25 protein-coding genes are annotated in these 21,850 nt (G+C 59.8%); 5 read left to right on the top strand and 20 right to left on the bottom strand.

The window, feature by feature from the left end; genetic code table 11:
* Positions 1 to 40: 40 nt before the first annotated feature.
* Together V3C33_20725 and V3C33_20720 are read left to right on the top strand one after the other, a co-directional pair.
* On the top strand, positions 41 to 730 hold the full coding sequence (locus V3C33_20725) for a hypothetical protein (GenBank protein XAS69858.1): 690 nt from the start codon (positions 41 to 43) through the stop codon (positions 728 to 730).
* The gene (locus tag V3C33_20720) at positions 727 to 1,332 is read left to right on the top strand and encodes a hypothetical protein (protein XAS69857.1); all 606 of its coding nucleotides are present in this window, start codon (positions 727 to 729) and stop codon (positions 1,330 to 1,332) included. Before V3C33_20725 ends, V3C33_20720 begins: the two co-directional genes overlap by 4 nt.
* Before the next feature lie 44 nt (positions 1,333 to 1,376).
* Here V3C33_20720 and V3C33_20715 read toward each other — a convergent pair whose 3' ends face one another.
* The 7 genes from V3C33_20715 to V3C33_20685 form a co-directional block, all read right to left on the bottom strand.
* Positions 1,377 to 2,102 carry a hypothetical protein gene (locus V3C33_20715; protein XAS69856.1) on the bottom strand — a complete coding sequence of 242 codons (726 nt, stop codon included), beginning with the start codon at positions 2,100 to 2,102 and terminating at the stop codon, positions 1,377 to 1,379.
* A 93-nt stretch (positions 2,103 to 2,195) separates the two neighbouring features.
* Positions 2,196 to 2,486 (bottom strand): helix-turn-helix domain-containing protein, encoded by a 291-nt coding sequence (locus V3C33_20710; protein XAS69855.1) that lies wholly within the window; start codon positions 2,484 to 2,486, stop codon positions 2,196 to 2,198.
* Complete coding sequence (locus tag V3C33_20705) at positions 2,486 to 2,980, bottom strand: hypothetical protein (protein XAS69854.1); 495 nt, start codon at positions 2,978 to 2,980, stop codon at positions 2,486 to 2,488. The genes V3C33_20710 and V3C33_20705 overlap by 1 nt, the downstream gene beginning before the upstream one ends.
* A gap of 518 nt (positions 2,981 to 3,498) precedes the next feature.
* Positions 3,499 to 3,720, bottom strand: coding sequence for a hypothetical protein (locus V3C33_20700; protein XAS69853.1), 222 nt, complete (start codon positions 3,718 to 3,720; stop codon positions 3,499 to 3,501).
* 41 nt (positions 3,721 to 3,761) lie between these two features.
* Positions 3,762 to 3,971, bottom strand: a complete 210-nt coding sequence (locus tag V3C33_20695; protein ID XAS69852.1) for a hypothetical protein — start codon at positions 3,969 to 3,971, stop codon at positions 3,762 to 3,764.
* 119 nt (positions 3,972 to 4,090) lie between these two features.
* Positions 4,091 to 5,047 carry a DUF3560 domain-containing protein gene (locus tag V3C33_20690; protein XAS69851.1) on the bottom strand — a complete coding sequence of 319 codons (957 nt, stop codon included), beginning with the start codon at positions 5,045 to 5,047 and terminating at the stop codon, positions 4,091 to 4,093.
* Positions 5,048 to 5,188: 141 nt separating this feature from the next.
* The gene (locus tag V3C33_20685) at positions 5,189 to 5,569 is read right to left on the bottom strand and encodes a DUF3846 domain-containing protein (protein XAS69850.1); all 381 of its coding nucleotides are present in this window, start codon (positions 5,567 to 5,569) and stop codon (positions 5,189 to 5,191) included.
* 292 nt (positions 5,570 to 5,861) lie between these two features.
* Here V3C33_20685 and V3C33_20680 point away from each other — a divergent pair, with 292 nt between their 5' ends.
* Positions 5,862 to 9,146, top strand: coding sequence for a helicase-related protein (locus V3C33_20680; GenBank protein ID XAS69849.1), 3,285 nt, complete (start codon positions 5,862 to 5,864; stop codon positions 9,144 to 9,146).
* On the top strand, positions 9,143 to 11,911 hold the full coding sequence (locus V3C33_20675; protein XAS69848.1) for a DNA methyltransferase: 2,769 nt from the start codon (positions 9,143 to 9,145) through the stop codon (positions 11,909 to 11,911). The genes V3C33_20680 and V3C33_20675 overlap by 4 nt, the downstream gene beginning before the upstream one ends.
* Before the next feature lie 197 nt (positions 11,912 to 12,108).
* On the opposite strand, the gene V3C33_20670 is transcribed toward V3C33_20675, so the two are convergent.
* From V3C33_20670 to V3C33_20640, 7 genes are all read right to left on the bottom strand, one after another.
* Positions 12,109 to 12,393 (bottom strand): DUF2314 domain-containing protein, encoded by a 285-nt coding sequence (locus tag V3C33_20670; protein XAS69847.1) that lies wholly within the window; start codon positions 12,391 to 12,393, stop codon positions 12,109 to 12,111.
* Between the two features lie 54 nt (positions 12,394 to 12,447).
* Positions 12,448 to 13,197 (bottom strand): hypothetical protein, encoded by a 750-nt coding sequence (locus V3C33_20665; protein XAS69846.1) that lies wholly within the window; start codon positions 13,195 to 13,197, stop codon positions 12,448 to 12,450.
* 129 nt (positions 13,198 to 13,326) lie between these two features.
* Positions 13,327 to 13,950, bottom strand: a complete 624-nt coding sequence (locus V3C33_20660; GenBank protein XAS69845.1) for a hypothetical protein — start codon at positions 13,948 to 13,950, stop codon at positions 13,327 to 13,329.
* A 62-nt stretch (positions 13,951 to 14,012) separates the two neighbouring features.
* Positions 14,013 to 14,219, bottom strand: coding sequence for a hypothetical protein (locus V3C33_20655; GenBank protein XAS69844.1), 207 nt, complete (start codon positions 14,217 to 14,219; stop codon positions 14,013 to 14,015).
* Positions 14,220 to 14,246: 27 nt separating this feature from the next.
* Positions 14,247 to 14,978, bottom strand: coding sequence for an HNH endonuclease family protein (locus V3C33_20650; GenBank protein ID XAS69843.1), 732 nt, complete (start codon positions 14,976 to 14,978; stop codon positions 14,247 to 14,249).
* Positions 14,979 to 15,125: 147 nt separating this feature from the next.
* Positions 15,126 to 15,518 (bottom strand): hypothetical protein, encoded by a 393-nt coding sequence (locus V3C33_20645; protein XAS69842.1) that lies wholly within the window; start codon positions 15,516 to 15,518, stop codon positions 15,126 to 15,128.
* Between the two features lie 61 nt (positions 15,519 to 15,579).
* On the bottom strand, positions 15,580 to 15,924 hold the full coding sequence (locus tag V3C33_20640) for a hypothetical protein (protein ID XAS69841.1): 345 nt from the start codon (positions 15,922 to 15,924) through the stop codon (positions 15,580 to 15,582).
* Between the two features lie 297 nt (positions 15,925 to 16,221).
* On the opposite strand from V3C33_20640, the gene V3C33_20635 reads away from it, so the two are divergent.
* Positions 16,222 to 16,965, top strand: coding sequence for a hypothetical protein (locus tag V3C33_20635; protein XAS69840.1), 744 nt, complete (start codon positions 16,222 to 16,224; stop codon positions 16,963 to 16,965).
* A 101-nt stretch (positions 16,966 to 17,066) separates the two neighbouring features.
* Here V3C33_20635 and V3C33_20630 read toward each other — a convergent pair whose 3' ends face one another.
* The 6 genes from V3C33_20630 to V3C33_20605 all read right to left on the bottom strand — a co-directional run bounded on the left by V3C33_20630 (position 17,067) and on the right by V3C33_20605 (position 21,604).
* Entirely contained in the window at positions 17,067 to 17,504 is a 438-nt protein-coding gene (locus tag V3C33_20630; protein ID XAS69839.1) for a hypothetical protein, read from the bottom strand.
* A 4-nt stretch (positions 17,505 to 17,508) separates the two neighbouring features.
* Entirely contained in the window at positions 17,509 to 17,718 is a 210-nt protein-coding gene (locus tag V3C33_20625) for a hypothetical protein (GenBank protein XAS69838.1), read from the bottom strand.
* A gap of 105 nt (positions 17,719 to 17,823) precedes the next feature.
* The gene (gene dprA, locus V3C33_20620) at positions 17,824 to 18,735 is read right to left on the bottom strand and encodes a DNA-processing protein DprA (protein ID XAS69837.1); all 912 of its coding nucleotides are present in this window, start codon (positions 18,733 to 18,735) and stop codon (positions 17,824 to 17,826) included.
* Positions 18,736 to 18,922: 187 nt separating this feature from the next.
* Entirely contained in the window at positions 18,923 to 20,083 is a 1,161-nt protein-coding gene (locus V3C33_20615; GenBank protein XAS69836.1) for a DNA polymerase III subunit beta, read from the bottom strand.
* A gap of 128 nt (positions 20,084 to 20,211) precedes the next feature.
* Entirely contained in the window at positions 20,212 to 20,517 is a 306-nt protein-coding gene (locus V3C33_20610; protein XAS69835.1) for a hypothetical protein, read from the bottom strand.
* A gap of 64 nt (positions 20,518 to 20,581) precedes the next feature.
* Positions 20,582 to 21,604, bottom strand: a complete 1,023-nt coding sequence (locus V3C33_20605; GenBank protein ID XAS69834.1) for a DUF4192 domain-containing protein — start codon at positions 21,602 to 21,604, stop codon at positions 20,582 to 20,584.
* Positions 21,605 to 21,850 lie beyond the last annotated feature (246 nt).

The following is a 21,850-nucleotide window of genomic DNA, read 5'->3' as shown; positions in this document are numbered from 1 at the left end:
GCCCGAGCATGCCGAGGACCGTCCAGACGTAACCTGGTCCGTGGAAGGTCATCAGGAACCAGAGCTGGACCAGCTGTGGGCTGTGGAGCCGGGTAAGCCGGCGCTGCCGGCCGCAGTTGTTGCGGAGGCAATCGGAACACTGGCGGATGTAGCGGCTGATGAATCGCAGATAACCACTGACATCATGGCTTCGGTTCCTTCCGGTGCCCGCGCCTCCGGACTCGAATTCAGGATGAAGTCCCCGTCCTCGCTCGCTCGCAAGATACGCGATCGCGTGAAGCTGGCCGCTGCCTCTGCGCGTCCCATGTCGCCGGCGGAGGTGGCATCCAGGATGACCGACATCGTCAGGTACACAATCGAAGCGGCGGATCACGACCACCTGGTTCCTACCGCTACGTCGGCCGTGGAGCACTTGAAGAGTCAGGGGTATGAGGTAGTAGAAGCTGAGCATTCATATGTTGATGGAAGCAGCTATAAGGGCCTGCACCTTACTGTGCGAAGTCCCAAGGGGCGGCTTTTCGAGCTGCAGGTCCACTCGGAGCATTCCCAGAAGATCAAAGATGAGGTCCATCTGATCTATGAGGAGGCCCGCCAGCTGGAGCCTGGGGATCCTCGCAGGTCGGATCTGGAGATGCAGATGACGGAGCGTAGCGCTTCACTTCCTGGTCCACCAGGTATAGACAAGTTAAAGAAGCTCGGCGGAACGTCGGTGGAGAGGAGGAAGAAGTGACTGACCAGTACGGGTATGAGCAAGTACTCGATGAAGATGGAAATCTTTTGTGGATAGGGGCCAGGGCTAAAACCAGTCCGCGTCGGTTCTTCGTCTACGTTCCAAATACCGGCAGCTGGCACAGGTACCCGGAGCTGGAGGCGGGTCCTGGGTACGTCGAGGGTGTCGTTTTCAAAGAGATGTCAGCCAAAGACGTTCTCAAGAAAATCCCGGAACTCAATAGGATCGACGAGCGGTCCTTGGGGTGGGTGGTTGAAGAATTCCGCAACCAGAACGAAAGCGACAAGCGCAGCACATCTGACCTGGGGCTGCCGGCTGGAAAAGGGTCGAAGAGGCCGTCCACTCAGGTTGTCCAGGATCTCAAGCTGGGACGCTGGGTTACCGTGAAGACCTACGATCTTTCGAGGCGCCATGCCGCCATTTCCCTGGCGAGTGACATTAGGCGGGGCAAGAGAAAGCGGCTGATGTCTGGGGTCACCGGGATGAAGGTCAAGCGCGACGGCGCCGAAAAGATCATCGTTGAGTCGAGGGTGCAGCCGGTAAATCAAGGCTATAGCGTCGAAATTCGCCCAACTCTTGCCGCCAAAAAGTCTGAGGATTAGTACCAGTCTCCCCAAATCTAAACGTGTGGGGCCTTGTTGCGAGTTCAACCGGTAGGCGAAGACTCTTTGCTCTGGTGAAGATGGGTTCCACCGTGCAGAAGCGGCGGGGTAGCACGCCGGATGAACGCGACGCCGATTGAACTGAGGCCAAGGCCGATAACGAAGAGCAAAGCGCCAGCCTGGTTCTTAGCGTCGCCCACTAGAAGACCGGTACCCACACTCGCTGCTACGATGCCGCCGGCGAGCAGAGCGCTCCACAAGAACTCGGGTCGGGTCCCGCCTTCCATTTGGTACAAAATAGTTAGTCTCGGTGCGACCACCTTTCCATCACGGAAGTATTCGGCGGCGATGCGGTAACGCTCTAAATAGGAGCGGATTGCCCGGCGAAGTGGCACCCAGAGCGCGGCGAAGCCCGCAAGAACGACAGACAAGCTGAGCGATGTCCAGGTGCTCACTGTCCAAATGACCATCGCGGGGACAGCGAGGCAGTAGAATGCCGCCTCTAGAAAGAGGCGGGCAGGAACCAAGACGGTAGCCAATACATAGCCCGTCGCCCATGTCTTCACTCGCAATAGAACCTCACTCCGATCCGGGCTCTTCTCCTCTTCTGCCAGCGCCTTCGACCACTCGGCTATCCGTCGCATCCGTGCACGTTGAGTCAATTGGTCAATGGCAACGAGGACGCCGACGACTGAAGCGACAACGGCGACCACAGCGGGAATGGCGGTCAAGAGAGCATCCAGCATTGCCCGTACTTCCTGAGTATTCATGCTTGATAGTCCTCCATGTCGTGGCTCATCTGCCTGACTATGACGCTGGGTCGGACTTCCAACGACAGGAGACTTTCCGCCGCCATCGTCGTGCTAGTCATCGTCTGTTCCTGGAATCAGTTCTGCGCTGCCCGTGGCGATGCGTTGCTGGGTCTCTTGATAGCAGCGCTCCAAGTAGTCCGCCAGATCGTCTTCACTGACGCGCCACATGCGGCGGCCGCTTAGCTGTACGCCTCGAAGTTCTCCGGATGCGACCAGCGCCCGAACGGCGGGCATGCCTACGTTGAGGAGATCTCTAACATCTTCAAGGGTGAGCATTTTTGGAAAGCGGCTGGTGGCCGGCTGGTCCGGGATTGCGGCTACGCTCTCGGCCTGTTGTGCCATCAGCTTTCCTTTCCGGGGGTGGGATTCTGGCCAATTTGCAGCAGTGGCTGCACTTGGCCGGTTTCGAAGGCGCGCTGCACTGCTGGATTGGCGTGGCTGAAGACTGACTGGCCGTCGGGCAGCACAAGGTGGGCGAAGAATTCTTCATCGAAGGAGACGATCCCGGCCGCTACCGCCTCGAGTTTTGCCTTGACGACCAGGGCCAGAGCTCGCCAGCTCTGCCTGACTGCCTGATCGTATTCCTTGGCCGCGGCCTCTTGTGTCCTGGGCTGGCCCTTGGCCGGGGTGTGGGTGAACCGGGATTCGTTGCGATCCGGCATGGGAACCACGAACCGGACCTGGCGATCGTTGACGACGAATCCGATGGCTGCGCGGCTCTCTTCCCATCCGTACATGAAGCTTGTGGCCCCGTAGCGGGCCAGTGTGCGTTCAATCTCCGCGCGTGAGGTCGCACTGTCGACGGCGGTGTTCTGGGCGTATCTGGCTGTGGTCATGGATTCCCGCTTTCCTTGCTCCTGGCAGTCTATTTACGGAAAACGTCCCAGGAAGGGCTCTGGGGATCTCCTGTGGACAAATCAAGGTACGCGGATCCGTCGAAGGCAACCTCCAGCCCCCACCGCGGGGGAAAGCTGCTTCGATCGTTGTTGTGGGCCTGCAGGCCTCAGTTGCGTCCCTGACGTCTGCGTGGTCTGTCCAGAGGTACCACAGCCCATTCCTCGCCGTTCCAAAGCCCTGGATGCGCACGCTCCGACATAGCAGGAGCTTTCATCCACGCTTGAGCCTGGGCGCCCGAAAACGCCTTCCAGCAGGAACGGGGTCGAGGATCCTGGATTGGCAGCAAGAGGGTTTTTAGCCGCTTGAAGGATGGGGTAGCTTTCCCATGCCACGTAGGGGTAGCCGGCGGGAGTGGCCTGACGCGCGGCCGCCCATTGCGTCTTGCGGGCATAGCCTTTGCCAAAGCCGAGCTGGCCGATGTCAATCTCCGGTGCATCGACATCGAGTGGCGGGCGGTTCATGCCGCACCACTTCCTTCGAAGAGGGGCAGCATGGGCTCTTCGGGCAGTGAAGCGTCCGAGCGGGGTGCTGGCGGTTGCGGGGTGATCTCGGCTATCAGTGAAGCGTAGGGCCGGCCGGGATCTGTGACGTCTTCATCTGGCTCAAAGACGTGGCCAGGGTAGCGACCTTTGAGCAGGTGTTGTTCTGTCGGGCGCAGGTTTGCGAATTTGCGGGGCATGTTGTGTCCTTCGAGTACTGGAGTGGATTGGCGGCCGGGGCCTATTCGGGCGAGCTTCCCTGACCGGTTGCGGTCGCAGGTTCTGTTCCTGTGGGTGATGTAAGTGCGTCCAGGAGTTCGTCTGTCAGGACGTCTGCGGTGATGTAGGCGGGGCTTCCAGGCTCAACATGGCGCAGGGCCTGGACGATGGCTGTGTGCAGTTGCGTCCAGGTGATGGAGGCGGGGTGTGGGGCTATTGCTGAGATAGACATGGTGTTCCTCTCTGAGCGAGGTGAAACGCTGACACCAACAAGAGGTGTTGGCGAACGCGGGGTTCCGGACAGCGAAGCCGGGAAATGTGGGGCGGTCGCCTGGGCCGCCCCATGCGGGGCTACTGCGGCGCTGGCTTGTGGCCGGTGAGGTCGGTGTAGGCGATCGTTTCGGTCCTGGCCGGGTTGTAGCTGGCCGGCACGGAGACGCTCTTGGCGTTTGCCCGGCGGACGACGTGCCAGGTCTTTCCCTGGCGGACGTGGTCGCCCTTGCTGATGGACTCGGGCCCGTAGTCATTGGCTTCACCGTTTGCAATCTGCTGCTGCCGGATCCCGGTCCAATGCGCCAGCTGCTCGGTGGCTACTTTCAGCATGAGCTTCAGGCGTTCCTTGTGGGCGCCGGTCGCTGGCGGGGTGACTTCCGTGTGCTTGACGTCGCCTACCGTGTAGAGCGTCCGTTCGTGACCGGAGATCTGCCGCTGAAGACGCGCGACCTCCGCCGTGAGGCGGGTAATCCGGTTGGCGACGACGGTGGGAGTCTCCCGGAACTTCATCGTCTGTTCTGCCGTTTCAACGCGCCTGGCAGCTTCCCCCGCAGCGGCCCGGGCAGACATGTCCCGGTCGGCGGCATTGCGGAATTTTTCCGCCTTGCGCAGCATCCGGGGCCCGCTGTAGTGGTCCATGAGGATCGGCTGGCCGAAGGGCGGCAGAGTCTGGCTGATCGTATTCAGGCGATCTGCGGCGCCCCGGGCGATAGCGGCTTTGCGGGCCTCCCTGGCGCTCAGTGAGGCAATGCGGGCAGTAGCCCTTTCCTGCCGGGCAGCCTCCGTGGTGACGGCATCGCGGGGGTTGTCGTCGATCTCGATCTCGACAGCGAAGCCCGCGGACCGCAAAGCGCTTGCCGTTGCCTCAATCTGGTGGAGTTTGGCGAACCTGTCACGGCTGTTGGGGACATACCAGGATCCGAGCCCGGAAGACCAGCGCCAGGCATTGGCCTTCAGGATAGGCGCGGTGCCATCTCCTTTGGCGGTTCCGTCGATCAGGGTTCCCTCTTCGTGGGAGTGTTTGATGTTCAGCATTTTCCAACCTCTCTTAACTTGATCTGACATCATAAATATATCGTCACTAAGGAGGAACTGTCAACCCACTTTTGGCCGGATTTGGGCAAGGGGGGAGGCGCTCCGGGCTTTTCCGGAGCGCCTCCTGGATCGCCTGAATCCCTAGGCGGGGATGCTGATGTCCATGCTCTGGCCGGCAAAGTGAAGGAGCTGGGGCGGGATGTCCGCATAGTCGGATTCCTCGCCGTCACCTTCCCCGATGATGAACATGGCGCCATTGATGGCGTCCCAGTCGTGGATGCCTCCGACGGAGTGCATGAAAGCTGTCGCCCTCTCGTTGACCGGGAGGTTTTCGAGCTTCCCTTCCTCGTTCACATAGGCGAGCCAGGAGTACCCGCTCACGCCCGGGGCGTCGCGCCCGGGGAGCTGCTCGATGTAGCCGCCCACCAGTTTCTGGAAGGGCTCCAGGCCGGGCTCGATGCTCTCAACTCGAACGGCTTCGGCGGAGTCCGCCGGGATAACCAGGATGGAAACTGCAGTCATGATGTTGACCTCTCCTTTAACTTGATCTGACATAAATAAACTATCAGCATCGGAGTTAACCTGTCAACCTACTTTCGCCCGGATTTAGACCGACAAGAGGAATTGTTGGTAACAGGGCAGGCAAAGTCTATTGATCGGGTGAAGCAGGACCTTCAGAGCCGGCCCGGCACCATCTCATGTGGTTCGCCGCCACATTGGATCTGACCTCACTCCAGTAGAAGCGGGGTCAGGATATGTTTACCTAGCTGGCATCCCAAAGGAATGGGCTGCCGGGTATGGGGAAGGGAATGCGTTGACTCGGATATTTGACAACATTGCTGAGGGCCGGTTGATCGGCCCCGAGCTGGCCAAGTCGTTTGAGTCGATGGAACGGCTGGATGTCGCGGTGGGGTACTTTGATCTGCGGGGCTGGAGAACGTTCCAAGACATCGTCGATACGAAGGCCGAGAAGCATGATAAGCCCGTAACGCGGATTCTGGTCGGGATGGTACTCGCCGGCGCCGACCGGCAGTTGCTGGACGGTCTCCAGGCGGATATGGCCCCCGCAACCATTAATACCGAGGTCGATAATTCCAAGGCCCGGGCCCGACGCGATGAAGTTATTCGAAGCCTGCGTGAGCAGCTGGTCAGGGGCATTCCCAAAGCCTCAGACCGGGAAACTCTTCAGGCGCTCAAGCGGCAGCTGGATAGTGGCGCCGTAGAAATCAAGGTCCACACCCGACGTCCTCTCCATGGAAAGACCTACATATTCCACAGGCAGGACAACACAAACCCGGTCACCGGATATGTCGGTTCGTCTAATCTCACATCGGCCGGCCTGAATCGTAACTATGAGCTCAACGTCGACGTCCTGGACTACACGGCCGCGGCGGATCTCGCCCAGTGGTTCGAGGACCGATGGAACGACAAGTTTTCGCTGAAGCTGACTTCGGACCTCATTGAACTACTTGAGGAATCCTGGGCCTCGGACCAGAGGACTCCCTATGAAGTCTTCCTCAAGGTCTGCTACCACCTCTCAAGAGATGTCCGAGAAGGTCTCGCAGAGTACAGTCTCCCTCCATCGGTTCGGGACGAGCTCCTTGTCTACCAGGCAAGCGCTGTTCAAACGCTTGCCCGGCGCATTGAGACGCGCGGCGGCTCCATGCTGGGCGACGTCGTCGGCCTCGGCAAGACCATCACGGCAACAGCCACCGCGCTCATGCTGTATCTCGACCAGGGTTACACACCACTGGTTCTATGCCCCAAGAACCTGGTGAAGATGTGGGAGGAGTACCTTGATGCCTATGACATCCCTGGGCGGGTCATTTCCTACACCAGGGCTCACAAAGAACTACCGGATCTGCGCCCATACCGATTCGTCATCTGCGATGAATCGCACACCCTGCGCAACGACACGCGCCGTGACTATCAGGCCATCAGGAAATACATCGAGGACGCCTCCTCCAAGGTCCTACTTTTGACTGCCACTCCCTACAACCTGCGCTTTGAAGACGTCGCCAACCAACTCGGCCTCTATATCGGTGTCGACCAGGACCTAGGCATCGAACCGACTGCGGCGCTGGCCAGCGACGACAGGCTTTACGACAAAGTCGACGGGAAAATCCGGACCCTGGCTGCTTTTCGGCGCTCCGAAGAGGCCGACGACTGGAAACGGCTGATGAGCGAGCATCTGGTCCGTCGCACACGGTCCTTCATCCGCAAGAACTACGCACAGACTGAGCTCAAAGAGGCAGCGGATGGTTCCGGAGCGGTGGAACGCGAATTCCTCACCTTTTCCAACGGGCACAAGTTCTACTTCCCTGAGCGGAAAGCAATCCCGGTCAATCACACGTTCGGACCAAACGATCCTGCGTTCATCATGGAATCAGATGAGACTCTGGACACCCTGCAGAATCTCATCCTGCCCCGCTACCGATTGTTCGACTATCTGAAGAAGGGCCTCACCTACACAGAGGGCGAGCAAGACTTCATTGATCGGCTCGAGCGAGGACGCGGCCACGTCGCCGGCTTCATCCGCACGAGCCTTTACAAACGCCTTTCCTCCTGCGGACACGCATTCATCCTGTCCCTGAAACGCATCGTGGCCCGAAACGAGCTCTATGCCTACGCAGTGACGAACAACCTTGAAATACCAGTCGGAACGCTCCTAGAAAACATGCTCATCTCCGACAAGGACGAGGACATCGACGTCGAGGAAAACGCCGACACAGCCGCGGCGTACGAACACCTCAGGGCGAAAGCTCCGGCCTCCATTGAATGGGTGGCCTCAAGGCTTTTCTCGACTACTCTCGTGGCCGCGCTGGAGCGAGACAACGAAGATCTACGGGAGCTTCTTCATTCCTTCGGGGCCTGGACGCCCGCTAGGGACTCAAAGATGAAAGAGATCCTGGCCCTCGTCACAGACGTGCACGCAGACGAAAAAGTCCTCATCTTCACCGAATACAAGGACACCGCAGAGTACGTTGGTCAGGCCCTCCGAGCGGCCGGCGTAGAAAACGTTGGAGTCGCTTCCGGCGACACGGACGATCCAACGGCTCTCGCAAAACGGTTCTCACCCCACTCCAACAAACTGCCTGGCCAAGAAGCAGTTGCAACGATCGCAACCGACGAGCTCCGGGTACTTGTCGCCACCGACGTCCTATCAGAAGGGCAAAACCTGCAGGACGCCCACATCGTCGTCAACTACGACCTCCCCTGGGCCATCATCCGCCTAATCCAACGTGCCGGACGTGTCGACCGCGTCGGCCAGGAGTCGGACACCGTCACCATTTACTCGTTCTTCCACGAGAACGTAGAAACTGTCCTCAAGCTGCGCTCCCGGATCTCCAACCGGCTGGCCGCCAGTGCACAAGCTTTTGGATCCGACGAACAATTCTTCGGGTCAGCTGATGAGATCCGGGATCTGGATGAAGTCCTCTCCGGGAAATCAGACGCGGATGAATCCGACGACGCCGTGGATTCCTCTTCTCTCGCCTTCGAAATTTGGAACAAGGCCCTAACGGACCATCCGGGTCTGGCCGAACGTGTAATCGCCATGCCGGACCTCGTCAGTTCTACGCGCCCGCTGAACGATGATGACAACGCGGACGGAGTTGCTTGCTTTGTCCGCGTAGGTGACTCAATGGACACCTTCGGCTTCGGCTCAGATCTCGAATCCCTCAAAATGCTTACAGGCCACGAGGCACTCAAAGTCTTCCGAGCCGACATTGACACACCGACGGCACCGGAACGCCCGGATCACCTAGACCTCCAGGAAGCGCTCATTCACGGCCCTATGGCCCTGCAAACAGTCCAGGAAGGTCGCCTGAGGGGTGTACGCAAGCGCCTGTGGGCGAAGCTCGCCAACACTTTCATGGAAGCCAATGATGACGCAGAGAAGGCCCTCACTGCCGTCCACCGGAGCCCGCTCACGAAAGAAGCCGAGCGCCGATTCACCCGGGCTTTCTCTGAAAAGTACTCGGATGCGGAATTGAGCGACCTCCTCGTCCTCCTGCACAGAGAAGGCCGCCTCGTTCTCAGCAACCAGGAACAATCGGATTCCATTCGCATCGTCTGCAGCATGGGAGTAGCACAGTGACCTCCAAGTTCATGTCCTACGTCGACAGAGCCGACTTCAAGAACCTCTTCATCGAGGAACTCGGTTGGGATCAGCCAACAGCCAAACCATTGATCGTTGAAATGGATGACGACTCCTTTCACGTGACCCCGGTGGCGGGATACCACGGGCTTCACGTTTGGTCATGCGACAGCCTGCCCGATCGATCCACTCAGGCGCAGATTGACCGGGAAGTATCGGCCACTTCAACAGAGCGGCTAATCATCTTCCACGACGGCAGCAAACAAGAGTGGCGATGGCCGCGGTACAACAAAAATCGCGGTACCAATATGTCCAAGCTCCTCGTTCACGAACACACCATCGGCAATGATCATTCGGCCCTTGAGCGGCGGCTGGAGAAAATCGCTCTGGACATCGATGATGAAATCAGCCTCGTAAAGCTGCTCGAAAAAATGCGGACAGCCTTCGACGTCGAGGAATCCGAAGAATCGTCCAAGGCTGCCAAGGTCATGGCCAAGCTCTACTACGAGCTCGAGGCCCACCTTCCCCAGGAGGGAACCGAGGCAGCCGGCAATCTGCACAAGATCTCTGTGACCATGACGAGAATTCTGTTCCTCGTCTTTGCAGACGACACGATGATGTGGGACGAAGAAAACCTCTTCCAGAACTTTGTAGCGTTCGAGACCGAGAGAGATGGCTCTGACCTTGCGGCCAAGCTCGAACTACTATTCGGGGTTCTCAACACCGATAAGAAAAACCGGCCTGAACTAACCGGGCACCTTGCACGGTTCAAGTACGTCAACGGCGGAATCTTCTCCGAAGACATCAAGCTCCCGAAGCTCAGCGCCAAGATGCGTGACCTCCTTATTGACGCGAGCCGCTTCGACTGGGGAAACATCTCCCCGGCAATCTTCGGCTCCATGTTTCAAGCGGTTAAGTCCAAGGATCTCCGCCGCGAACTCGGCGCCCACTACACCAGCGAAAGGGACATCCTCAAAACCTTGAAGCCGTTGTTCCTGGACGGACTGCACGAGGAGTTCGAGCGTGCCAAGAAGCTTAAGGACCCTACCCGGCCGCTGAAGGCGCTCCGTGAAAGGCTCGGTCAACTGAAGATTCTGGACCCGGCATGTGGATGCGGCAACTTCCTCATTGTTGCGTACCGCGAGCTGCGCGAGCTCGAACTCCAGATAATGGAAGCCCTCCAGGAACACCGGGGCGATGAATATGTTCAACGCTCGTTGGATGCGACCATTGACCTCAGGGTTTCAATGACTCAGATTTTCGGGATTGAAATCGATGAGTGGCCGGCCAGAATAGCGGAAACAGCGCTGCATCTCATGGATCGCCAATGCAATTTGCGGCTGATTGAGAAGTTTGGTCAAGCTCCAGAGCGCCTTCCTATATCGGAGTCCGCCAAAATCACGGTAGCCAACGCTCTTCGCATCGATTGGAAGGACATCGCGGACCCTGATGACGGCATGATAGTCGTTGGAAATCCCCCTTTTGCCGGCCAAAAAGAGGTCGGAAAGGACCGGAACAAGGTTCTGGACATGAAGACGGTCTGGGGATCGCTTCACCATGGCTACATGGACTACGTAACCGCCTGGTACAAGAAGGCGGCCGATTACCTGAAGCACACGGAGGCGTCTTTTGCTTTTGTTTCGACGAGCTCGATCTGCCAAGGGCAGCCAGTAGCAGCGACCTGGCAACCCCTCTTGGATTCTGGCTGGGGTATATCTTTCGCGCACCGACCCTTCAATTGGGTATCGGAAGCGTCAGGAAAGGCAGGAGTCCACGTCGTTATTGTCGGCGTGTCCAAACTAAGCAATATCAAGAAGCCCCGACTATTCGACTACTCGCCGTCGGGCAAGGGAGAGGCCGAGGAAGTGTCTGTTTCCCAGATCAACCCCTACCTTCTGGAATTGCCCAACATCGTGGTTCGGTCTTCAAGTAAGCCAGTCTCAAAGAAGACGCCATCGATGACCGAGGGGAGTAAGCTCTGGGACTTTGGGCACCTCGTTGTCAGGCCTAAGGAGCTGGCTGAAGTTGAGTCTGATCCAATCGCAAGGAAATATCTGAGGCCGTTCCTGTCGAACACGACGCTTCTCAAAGGGTCCGAGAGATGGGTCTTGTGGTTGGTTGAGTCCAGCGAGGCAGAGCGGTCCCAGAGCCCTGTCCTGAGGGACCGTCTTGAACTTGTTCGCCAAGCTCGCCTGGGAAGCTCTGACAAGGAAGCCAATGCCAAGGCCGCAACTCCGCACCTTTTCACAAGTATCCGTCAACCAGACACGCCCTTCCTTGCTATCCCTAAAGTGACCGGTCATAACCGTGAATACGTCCCTGCAGCGCATGGCTCACCAGAAATGATCGTGAACAACACGCTGTTTACCGCTGCTGACCCAGACGGGTACATATTCTCGATCGTGTCATCGAGGATGTTCACGACATGGCAGCGGCTCGTCGGCGGCCACACTCGGGCGGACACCAACTTCTCGAACACGCTGGTATGGAATACCTTTCCCGTGGTCTTTCCAAACGAATCCTCCCGCACTGCAACAATCAATGCAGGCGAGAACGTCATTTCCGTCAGAGCGCAGTACAAGGGCTCGACCCTCGAATCGCTCTACGATCCCGAGCGAATGCCTTCTGGGATCAAGGAATCCCACCTGTCATTGGACGACGCCGTTTATGCGTGTTTCGGCATGGCAAGCCATGCCTCCGAAGAGGAAAGGCAACGAACCCTGCTTCGGTACTACGAAGAATCTCTAGGTGCCACCGCATTTTGAGGGTGGATGCCATAAGCACGTGAGACGCCCACTACTACCACGTCGGCCAAACGTGGGGCGGACAGGGAAAGCAAGGGAATCGTGATGGATTACCAGGGGATCCTTGCTACTTTGCGCCCGTTCCAGGTGGCTGGGGCGGGAAAGATATCGACAGCCGGCGGGTTCGAGGCTGTTCTCCTCGCCAGCTGGCGAGAAACCTAGTCCTGGATGTCAATGACGTTGTCCAGGGTGAAGGCCACCTGGTCACCGAGCGCCAGGTCGTCTGAGAGCAGGAAGGGTTCGTTGCTGAGGGTGCCTTTGAGTTTGGCGCCGTTGCGGGCTGTGGTCAGCACCCACATTCGTTCTGCGCAGGCAGTTGTTGCGAACATCAGTTTCACGTAGGAGCCGGGGCGGATGAGTTCCTTGGCTTCCGGCTCCGGTATGGGAAAGCTGTCGGGGTTTTCGAGGTTGCGCTTGCAGCCATCGATCAGGGTCGTGTTCATGGCGTGGTGCCTTTCCGGGTGGCGGGCTAATATCCCACCACCCTTTGCGGTGGTTTAGATGACGTCGTTTGCGAAGACGGTCAGCGAGGGTGTCAGCTCGCCCAGTCCGTCGATCAGCCGGGTTCCCTTGGTTCCGGGCCCTTGCCGGTTGGTGGCGCGGATGGGGGAGCCCTCTTTGAGGATCGTGGGGATGAGGTCCAGGAATTGTTCGATGGCTTGAGAGAGGTCATCCCGCCGGCTCTTGGTGGTGTCGGCAGCCACCGTGAATGCGGAGCTGCTGATCCTCTCCGGCAGTCCCATGGCTTCTCCGCAGATGGTGGCACGGTAGCCGTAGCCGATGATGGCGGCTATCTGGGCCATTTCATCATCGGAGATCGGGCGGTCTGCCTGGAAGGCAAAGGCGGACGGCTCGTTGGCAGTGGTTGTCCCACTCAGCTCCGTCAAGCCTGCCAGCCGCTTGGGTGCGCCCTGAAGCGCGTTCGACTCGGCGCTGGTAGAGGTATGGGCGGCTGCGCGTTCTTTTAGTGCGCGGACGTAGCGCTGGCAGGCCTCGGCCAGATCGGCGTTCCCGGCTTCCTGCATGCACTCCACCGCTCGTTCAAAAATGTAGGCATCTGCTTCGCTGTGCCCGTAGGCCTTCAGATACAGGGCCTGGAACGCCTCTTCAATAACGAAGTCCCGCAGATCCCGTCCGGCGTCGAGCTGATGGCTGAGGGTGACGATCTCGGCTGGCTCCAGATGGTGAAGGTTCTCCGTGAGCCATTCGGAAACCCAGAGGGTCGAAACGACGGCAGCTGGGGGCATTGACTTACTCTTTCTTAACTTTATCTGACATATATAATCTATCGTCTCAAGCGGGAGGTGTCAACCAGCTTTCGCTCACTGCCGGGCCGAAGGGCGGGAGGCGTCCGTTGCCGGCACCTCCCGCTGCGGTCAGTGTTGAAGCTGAGGTATGGCCTCCGATATCCCCAGCGGGCCATAGGCGAACGTCTTGTAGTTGCCGCCACCCCCTAGGCCGCCAGAGTCGGCGTTGTACTCGTTGTTGCCCACGCCGTAGCCCCCGGCCCCTTCGGGCCACTCCATCCGCTCCAGCTCTGCGAAAAGGATCCGGGCCAGCGGCGTTTCGTGGGCGTTCTCGACGGCGTGATTGTTCTCTTCGACGTGCCAGCTCAATTCCTGCCCCACGATTTCAATGGCAGCAGCCTCGCAGCCCTGCAGGTCCATCGCGGGGAAGTTCGCACTCCTACCGGTAACCCGCGGTGCCCAGCGGTCAACGTCGGAATGCGTGGGGCGCCGCACGGACAGCTGGTGGCTCTTGTGGCGCAGCAACTCGATCGCGATTGTCCGGGCATCGGTTCCGCCCGCCTCGGCGGTGTTCCTCAGGTGGTTGCGGTATTCCATCGGCGTGAGCTTGGCGAGGGGGCGATGCAGCATCAGTGCCAACTGGTAGACCTCGGAGTGCGTGGCGTTCAGATAATTGCGCAACGTCCCCTTTAGTGGGGCGACCGAAGCGGCCGGCAGTGTGATCCTGGCAGTTTCCCATTCGTAGCAACTCATTTTCTAAATCCTCCATAAACTTGATCTGACATAAATAAACTATCAAGACTTGAGGAGGTCTGTCAACCCACTTTCGCCGCGGGCTCGGTGGGGCCGGTCTCTCCCCCGGGAGTGTGGTGGAGATGGGGCTCGACCAGGTCCAGGGTCGTCTGTACGACGTCGGCAACGAGCCGGGCAAGCCACGGTGGTTGCTGCATGGGAGAGGCGCTCTGCTGGGCGGTGCGCGCGCGGGCCATGATTTCGATTTTCAGGTTCTCAGGGACTGGCATGGCTTCTCCTTCGAGGGGCGGCGTGGCTTAGGCGCAGGCGGACAGAGTGTTTCTCATGGCGTCGTGTTCAGCCTGTGTGACCCACAGTCCCCATTTGGCCTTGATGTGGGTCTGGATAGCGGCGTACTGGCAGCGGAAGCTCTTGTTGGGGGGCTGCCAGGTAGCGAAGTCGGAGTCTTGTTTTTGCATGTTGGCGGGACCGTCGACTGCCAGGAGATTCTCGGGGTCTGCGGCGAAGGCTTCCTTGCGGTCGTCGTCCCATTGCTGGGCACCCTTTTGCCAGCTGTCTCCGATGCTGACGACGTGTTCGATTTGGACGGCGGAGCTGGTGTCCTGGCCGCGAGTGAAGGGGATGGATTGTCCGGTGTAGGGGTCGTTGAGGATCCCGGAGATTACGACGCAGTTGTTGGTTCCCGGCTTGAATTGGATGTCGGTCAGGTCGCGGGCGAGGGTCCGGTTGCGGAGGTCGCAGCCTTTGACGCTGGGCCAGCCGTCGAGGAACTGTTTCCGGTCATAGCCGGTCTTGGGTGCCCGGCCCTGGATCCGCAGCGTCTGGAGTGTTTCCAGTGCGGAGGCGGCCGCCTGCGGGGTGATGGTGGGGCCTGCCGCTGCACTGGGTGGTGCCTGTTCCGGTGCCGGTGGTGACCAGGTGAGGGTGCATCCGGCCAGTGCGATGGTTGCCAGCAGGCAGAGGCCGGCCCGAAAGAGGCGGACAGCCCTGTGGTGGACGGGATGCTGGGGGGTTTGAGTGGGCGTCATGGCCGTCTCTCCTTGGAAATTGGGGGGGTGATCCACCAACAAGAGGTGGCCGTGGTCCGGGGGAACCGGACGCCCGGGGAACGTGTTTTTGAACTGGGCTGCCCGGGTTCGGCCTGCCTTGGCTGGGCAGGCCGAACCGGCTGGGGCTTAGTCCTGGATTTGGTCCTGCTGGGTGCCTGAGTCCGCCAGGTGTTGCTTGTACAGGGAGGTGTAGGTCTCCGTGAGCTGGACGCTGGTGGCGAGGAGCTCGGTCAACTTGTCCGGCTTCGCATGCCTGCGGATTTGGTCCGAGAGCAGCGTTGCCGCCTTCGAGGCCTTTTCCCTGGCGGAGAGGACCTGCCCCAGGGTGACGCTGAGTGTGGATTCCAGGACGTTGGTGACTTCGTCGGGGCGTGCCCATTTGTTCGTGTAGCCGTCGCCGCCAACTTTCGAAAGATGAAGGACGGTGCCGTTGGCTTCGGTGGCGATCACTTCCCACCTGGTTTTTCCTTTGCCGACATTGCAGGTCGCGCCGGGTGTGATGGCTGGGGTTGAGGACATAATCATTTCCTTTCGAGGGGTGGGCGCGGGCCGGTTGGTTGTTCCGGCCCGCGTGCTGCGCTTAGTTGTGGACGGGGGTAATTTCAAAGTCGAACGGCATCGAGTCGGTGCTGTAGATGTCGGTGCCGTCTGATCCAGTGACTGATTCCCAGCCCGAGATGTTGATCTCGCCTTCCATGGCGAGGGCGGTCACCAGCAGGCCGATTTCGAACCGCTCCCAGCTGCGGATGACGTCCTCCTCGGCCGGGGCGCTGGCCCAGGCGTCCAGGACGATCTCGGCCTGTGGAATGTTCAGCAGCCATTCGCCCTCGACGTCCTCGTCGGGAGACGGATTGGGGATGTAGACCGCTTCGGTCAGCGGGTGACCTGTGATGAAGATGCCCTGGGTGGCGTGGGATGAAGACATTTCGCAACTCCTTAACTTGATCTGACATATATAAATATATGTGAGATCGCTAAAGGTGTCAACTCACTTTCGCCCTTGTTGTGCTCGCTTTGTGAGGAAGCCTGGCTGCCCTGGTGATGGCAGGATGTTGGGCCGGCCCTTTTGGTGCCCCGGGGGTTTATCGGTGCCTCCAGATGGCCGCTGGCGGCCGCGCCCCGGATGGCAGGAATTAAACCGCTCCTGTGGTGTCCGGAAGTTCCTGGTGGCGGCACCTCTTGTTGGTGTATCCATCCAACCGAGCAGAGGAACGGCGCGATCATGATCATGACGTGGAGCAAAAGGGCGGCAGCGTTCCATGTACGGCGGCGCAAGATGTTCCGGCCGGTGTTCGTGATCAATGGCAGTCGTATCTGCATGACGACCGAGATGTTCCTGACAACGGCAGGATTTTTCGGCGTCGGAATCATGGGGGCTGGCTCGGGGCTGGTTAGTCACTGGGGTGTTCTGATTACGGGCCTTTTCGGGTACGCCGCCGGGAAGTTTGTCTTCCCGATCCCGGACGTCAGCGTGGCCAGTTCCAGAGGGCCGCGGCGCGTCGAGTCGAAAAACGCTGCGGAGCTGGACGCCATGACGCCCGAAGAAATCCGCATCTACGCCAACAATTTGGCGCTGCTTCATGGATCCGGAACGGGTTGGTGGGAACGCGAGGCCTTGAATCGGCAACGTCGACGCGTCAAGCAAGTGGCAGACCAGACAGGTACACCGAGGCGGTTCCTTATGGGGGCCTCCACCTCCAGCTTGGACACTTTCCGGAATAGCCACGGCCAGCACCAGATCCTGAAGGCCCGTTGGGTTCGATATGAAATCGATCCGGAGCTGCAGATGAAAGCCCCGGCAATGTCTGATCTAAGGGTGCCGGCGACTGCCCAGATGATCCGGGCCATGAAGCACGCCGAGCTGGCCGCGACTATTCACGATCCGCAGGGTTACGCCGCAGCGGTCGAAAATTTTGCCCAGGCACTGGCTATCGCCGAGCAAAGCGCGGTAGAGGCTGGAATGTAGTCTGATGTCGAAGCGGGCCGGCCCCGTTGCCCCCAGGGAAGGGGCCGCCCGCTTTTCTGTGCTCAACGGACTATCAGTCTGCTTGTGATGGCAGCAGTGACTTAGAGGTCCCTGGTGCATTCGGCGGGGTCCGGAAGGTTGCCGGCATCGCGCAGGATCGTCGTGAAATGCCTTGGTGTGCCGAGCCGGGTGGTGTTGTTTTCGAAGGTGAAAGTCAGGTTGCCCAGGTTGAGTGGATCTTCATGCTTGGTCAAAACCTTGGCGAACCGGCGGAGCTGGATCTCTACGACGTCGCCGGGCTGGACATCCTCCCAGGCGACTGTCCTGGCTGCTTCAAGGGCGGCCTGGTAGGCCTTCCAGGCCTTTGTCGTCTTGCCCCGTTTGATGGCCCAGCCGGTGCCGTTGCATCCGTAGCAGCGTTTGCCGTCAACCTGGTTGAAGGAGAATTCGCCGGTGCCGCCACAGCGGTAGCAGGGCACCACAGGGAATCCTTCTCGGTTGGTTTTGGCGGGGCTTGTGGCCGCTTTGGTGCTGGCCATGGACTTAGCTTCCCGCCAGGGGGTGGAGGGGGCCGTAGCCCATGAAATCCTCGCAGTGCTTGCAGAAGTACTCGTTGAAGCTTGTATCGAGGTAAGCCTCGTGGGTGTACGTTCCGAACGGATAGTCGGGGTAATGCCCCTGGTGCGCGGCCGCGGCCGCATCGCGGGAATCCTGGAGGTACTTCGCCTGGTCTGCGGTGGGTGCAAAAGCCATCTTCAACTCTCCTTAACTTGATCTGACCTTAATAATCTATCGTCAAAGAGGTGGGCTTGTCAACCCACTTTCGCGGGAGCCGGCGACTGCCGGCTCCCTGGGGTTTTAGCTGGCCAGCAGTTCTGTGATTTCCGCCGCGTCGGAGACCAGTACCGCGCTGCCTTCCTTCAGGAGCCGGTGGCATCCTGCGGAGTTCGCGCTGTGAACGCTGCCGGGGACCGCTGCAACGTGCCGGGCGATGGTTTCGGCGTGGTGAGCGGTATTCAGGGCGCCGGAGCGCCAGCGGGCTTCCACAACGCAGGTCACGCCTGCGAGGGCTGCGATTATGCGGTTCCGGGCCAGGAAGCGGTAGCGCGTGGGGGCGGATCCTGGGGGCAGTTCTGAGATCGTGAGCCCGTTGGCGCGGATCGCGGCCGCAAGGTCGGCGTTCCCTGACGGGTAGTCCCGGTCAAGGCCTCCGGCCAGTACAGCGATGGTCGCGGGGCCTCCGCCGTGGCTTCCGGCCAGCGCGGCACGGTGGGCGTGGGCGTCGATGCCGTAGGCGAGGCCTGAGATGACACAGATTCCGCGCTGCGCCAGCGTGTAGGCCAGGTCTCCGGTGACGGATGCGCCGTAGCTGGTGCTGTCGCGTGAGCCGACGAGGGCCACGCTTCGGCTGGGGGCGGGGATCTCGCCGGTCAAGTTTCCCCTGTACCAGAGGCCCAGGGGAGCGTCCGGGAGGTCATTGAGTGCGGTGGGCCAGTGCTCGTCGTCGGGGGTGAGGAATCCCCCGCCGAGTCGTTCGATGGTGGCCAGGTCCTCTTCGGGGGAGAGGTCGCGGAAGCGTTGGTTCCAGCGGTCAAGACCGTGTGAAAGCTGCTCGGCCGTGATGTCGCCGAAAGGGAAGCATGGGCGGGCTCCGATGGCGATGCGCAGCGCGGCGTGGGGGCCGTGCTTGGCAACGAGGGCCAGTCCGACGGTGTCGCCGGGCTCGAAGAGGCGGGTGAGGGCTGCGCGGGCGATGCGGTCTTCATTCATTGGAACGAACCTTCCTGATAACTTGATCTGACATATATAAATCTATGCCCATGCGGGCGATCTGTCAACCTAGTTTCATCAGGAATATTCCACTTGGGACGCAAAGCAGGGCGTATATGCAGGCGGGCTGGTGGCATTCAAGGTGCGGGCTACCGCTCCTGCCTTGTGGGGCAGGAGCGGACAGGGATCAGGCCGGCAGTCGGACTGGCATGATCATGTGGCGGAACGCTTCGTTGTCCTCAGCGGCCACCCCGGCCTCGGTGAATACGGCGGGCTTGGGCAGGGTCTGCTGGGAGAAGCGGATCATGTCCGTGGTGAACGCCTTGATCGCGTCGAGCAGGTAGGCGGGGTTGAACGAGACAACCCAGCCATCGGAGTAGGGTCCGGCCACCCAGTTCGCTGCAGCGAGCGGTGACTTGGCATCCGGGTCGGCGACAACCATGGCACCTGTGGAGCTGATGGTCAGCCGGACAGGGAGGTTGCGCTCGGTCAGCTTCGCTGCGACCGTGGTGATGGCCAGCAGCTTAGCGCGGTCCAGCTCCACTACGGTGGAGTGGCCTTCGCCGATGAGACTGCGTATTTTCGGGTAGTCGCCCTGAATTTCCACCACCGTGTAGACGGTCTTTCCAGTGATGATGCCGATGGCGTATTCGTTCGTGGGAACGTCGGTGAACATCAGATTCCCGCCCGACACGTTCCTAGCCACTGCAGCCCAGGTTTTGGCGCCGACCAGGAACTTGCGGTCGTGCTGCACCGAAGCTGAAACGTGGTCATAGGCAAGCCGGTATCGGTCAGTGGCGCAGATGTCCAGGCCAGCCCCATGTGCGTCCACCTGCAGCCCGGTCAGGATGGGCAGGGTGTGATCCGGGGATGCGGTGGTCGCCACTCGTGCCATGGCTGGCTTGAGCTTGGCGGAGTCCACTTCAGCGAAAACCCGGCCAGTGGCCGGAATGTTCGGGTAGTCAGCAACTGAGGATCCTTCGACAGGAATCTCGTAGCCGTCGCACCGAAGCACCACCTTGCCGGACTCGACTCCCAGGCCGACCAGTGAAGCCTTGTCTTTGCCCAGCAGGGTTTTCAGGGTGGTTGTGAGCCACTTGTAGGGGACCAGGAACGGTTCTATCGGTGCGCAGTCCTCAGCGATCTCGGTGGTGGCGGATACTTCCCAGTCGTATCCCTGGAGATAGAGCTTGGACCCTTCGCTGAATACCTTGGCGTATGACATCAAAGGAGTGGCCGGCCTCGCGGAGATCGAGGGTGCTATTGCGGCGATGGCTGCCAGCCATTCGGCGCCGGTGGCAACGGCATTGGTGGGAACGGCGGTTTTTTCAAGAGTTGTTGTAGCCATGTTTGTGAGCCTTTCATGTAACTTGATCTGACATATATAAATCTATGCCACAGGGCACGATCTGTCAACCTAGTTTCATCAGGAATATTCGTCTTGGGACGCAAGGCGCGGCCACGCGTGCAGGCGGGCTAGCTCACCTCAGGCATGGCGGCCGGCAGTTCGTCGATGGCTGCGGAAATGTGCCTGGCAGCGGCCTGCAGGCCGTCTATGGGGATTCCCGCCCTCTCCTGGGGCAGAGTGCCATGTTCGTCAATCAGGTACGTGAGCGCTTCGCTGAGGTTGATGAGGTTCCGGCGCACGTTGTACGCGTTCATGGCGAATTCGCCGGGGGCGGGGGTTCCTTGATTCCGCCGGCGTTTTGTGGTGGTAGCGAATTTCCGGGTGCTGCTTTCGGCATCCAGGGAGGCTGTGTGTACGGGGCCGAAGCGGGCCATTTGTGCTCCTTTTGTTGGGGCGGTGGTGGCCGCTCCTGGTCTGAAGAGCAGGAGCGGCCGGTGGTTAGGACGGGGTGTAGGCGGTGGACCTCGAGGTGGCCCAGTCGCAGATGGTGCCCCGCCTAAAGAGTTCGTCCAGTAAAACAGCCAGACGGAAGCCGGGGTCGATTTCCAGCGCTGCCTTGAGGTAGGAAGTCGCTGCCGAGGCCTTGCCCTTCTGCCACTGGATCAGGGCCAATGCTGTCAGAGGGGCCGGACGGTACGCGTTCGGCGCCAACGGGAGCATCTGGTTGAGGGCTCGTTCTGTCGCGTCTATCCGCTTCCAGTCGGGCTGGACCTCTTTGGATCCCATTAGGTAGTTGACGAGGTGCTTGTGATCGTCGACGGGGATGGGGTCAGGGCTGAATGCGTTCCCGAGAGCGATATCGCGGAATAGCTTGTCCTGAAGGGTCGAGAGCATGCCCTTGAGCTGGCTTTCGCTCAAGGTCTCCTGCTGGATGCTGTCCCGCCAGACGTTACGGACCAGCTCTTGCGCCTTGAGTGGGGGTGCGCTCCGGAACGCGTCCAACAGTGCGGAGTACGTTTCGGTTTCCCGTTCTGAAGCTGGCGGAGCCGCGGGGATGTGGACCTCCGAGGTCTGCGCGTAACCGCGGCCACGAAAAGCCAGCTCCAAAGCCACAGGGCTGGCCTTGATGTCAGAGACCGGGAAGGTTTCGTCACTGTCCAGAGCGTAGACCCGTTCGGATTGAACCAAAAAGACCCCTGTCAGCTCGTGGGGAAGCGCAAATGCAAGGCAATTCATGAGGGTCCGGAAGTGGGGATCGTAAGCACCATCCGGGCTGTCATTGGAGTACAGGGCAGCTACGTAGCCGGTGGCATCCTTATCGGCCGAGATCATCTCCGCAATAGTGTGCGCAAAGGCCAGGAGGTCACCCCCTGTAGAGGGGAGATCCGTGCGGAGCGTAGCCCCAAGGTGCTTGTCCTGAATGGACATGACAACGAGGGAATCAGCTGGCCAGAAGCCGAGCTGGATGGGCACGAAAGCCAGGAGATCGGCAGAGCTTTTCACCGTAAGTGAGGAGGGCATCTGAATGAACCTTTCTTTTAACTTGATCTGACATAACAAATATATCCGGACCATAGATAGCTGTCAACCCACTTTCGATAACAAACGGATAACGCAAGAGCAGTTATAAGCAGCTCCAAATCAGCCCAGGAGGGCATATGAGGAACCCCCCGGAGGAGCCAGGAGGGGCAAGGCCAAAGGCCGGACACAAGGGGCGCAGCCCCTTGTCTAAAGCCCTAAATGGGGCCACGAGGTGCGCAGCACCGA

The organism is Micrococcaceae bacterium Sec5.7 (assembly GCA_039636785.1).
Lineage (GTDB): Bacteria > Actinomycetota > Actinomycetes > Actinomycetales > Micrococcaceae > Arthrobacter.
Note: the sequence above shows the minus strand (reverse complement) of the source record. Positions and strands in the feature narration are given on the sequence as shown.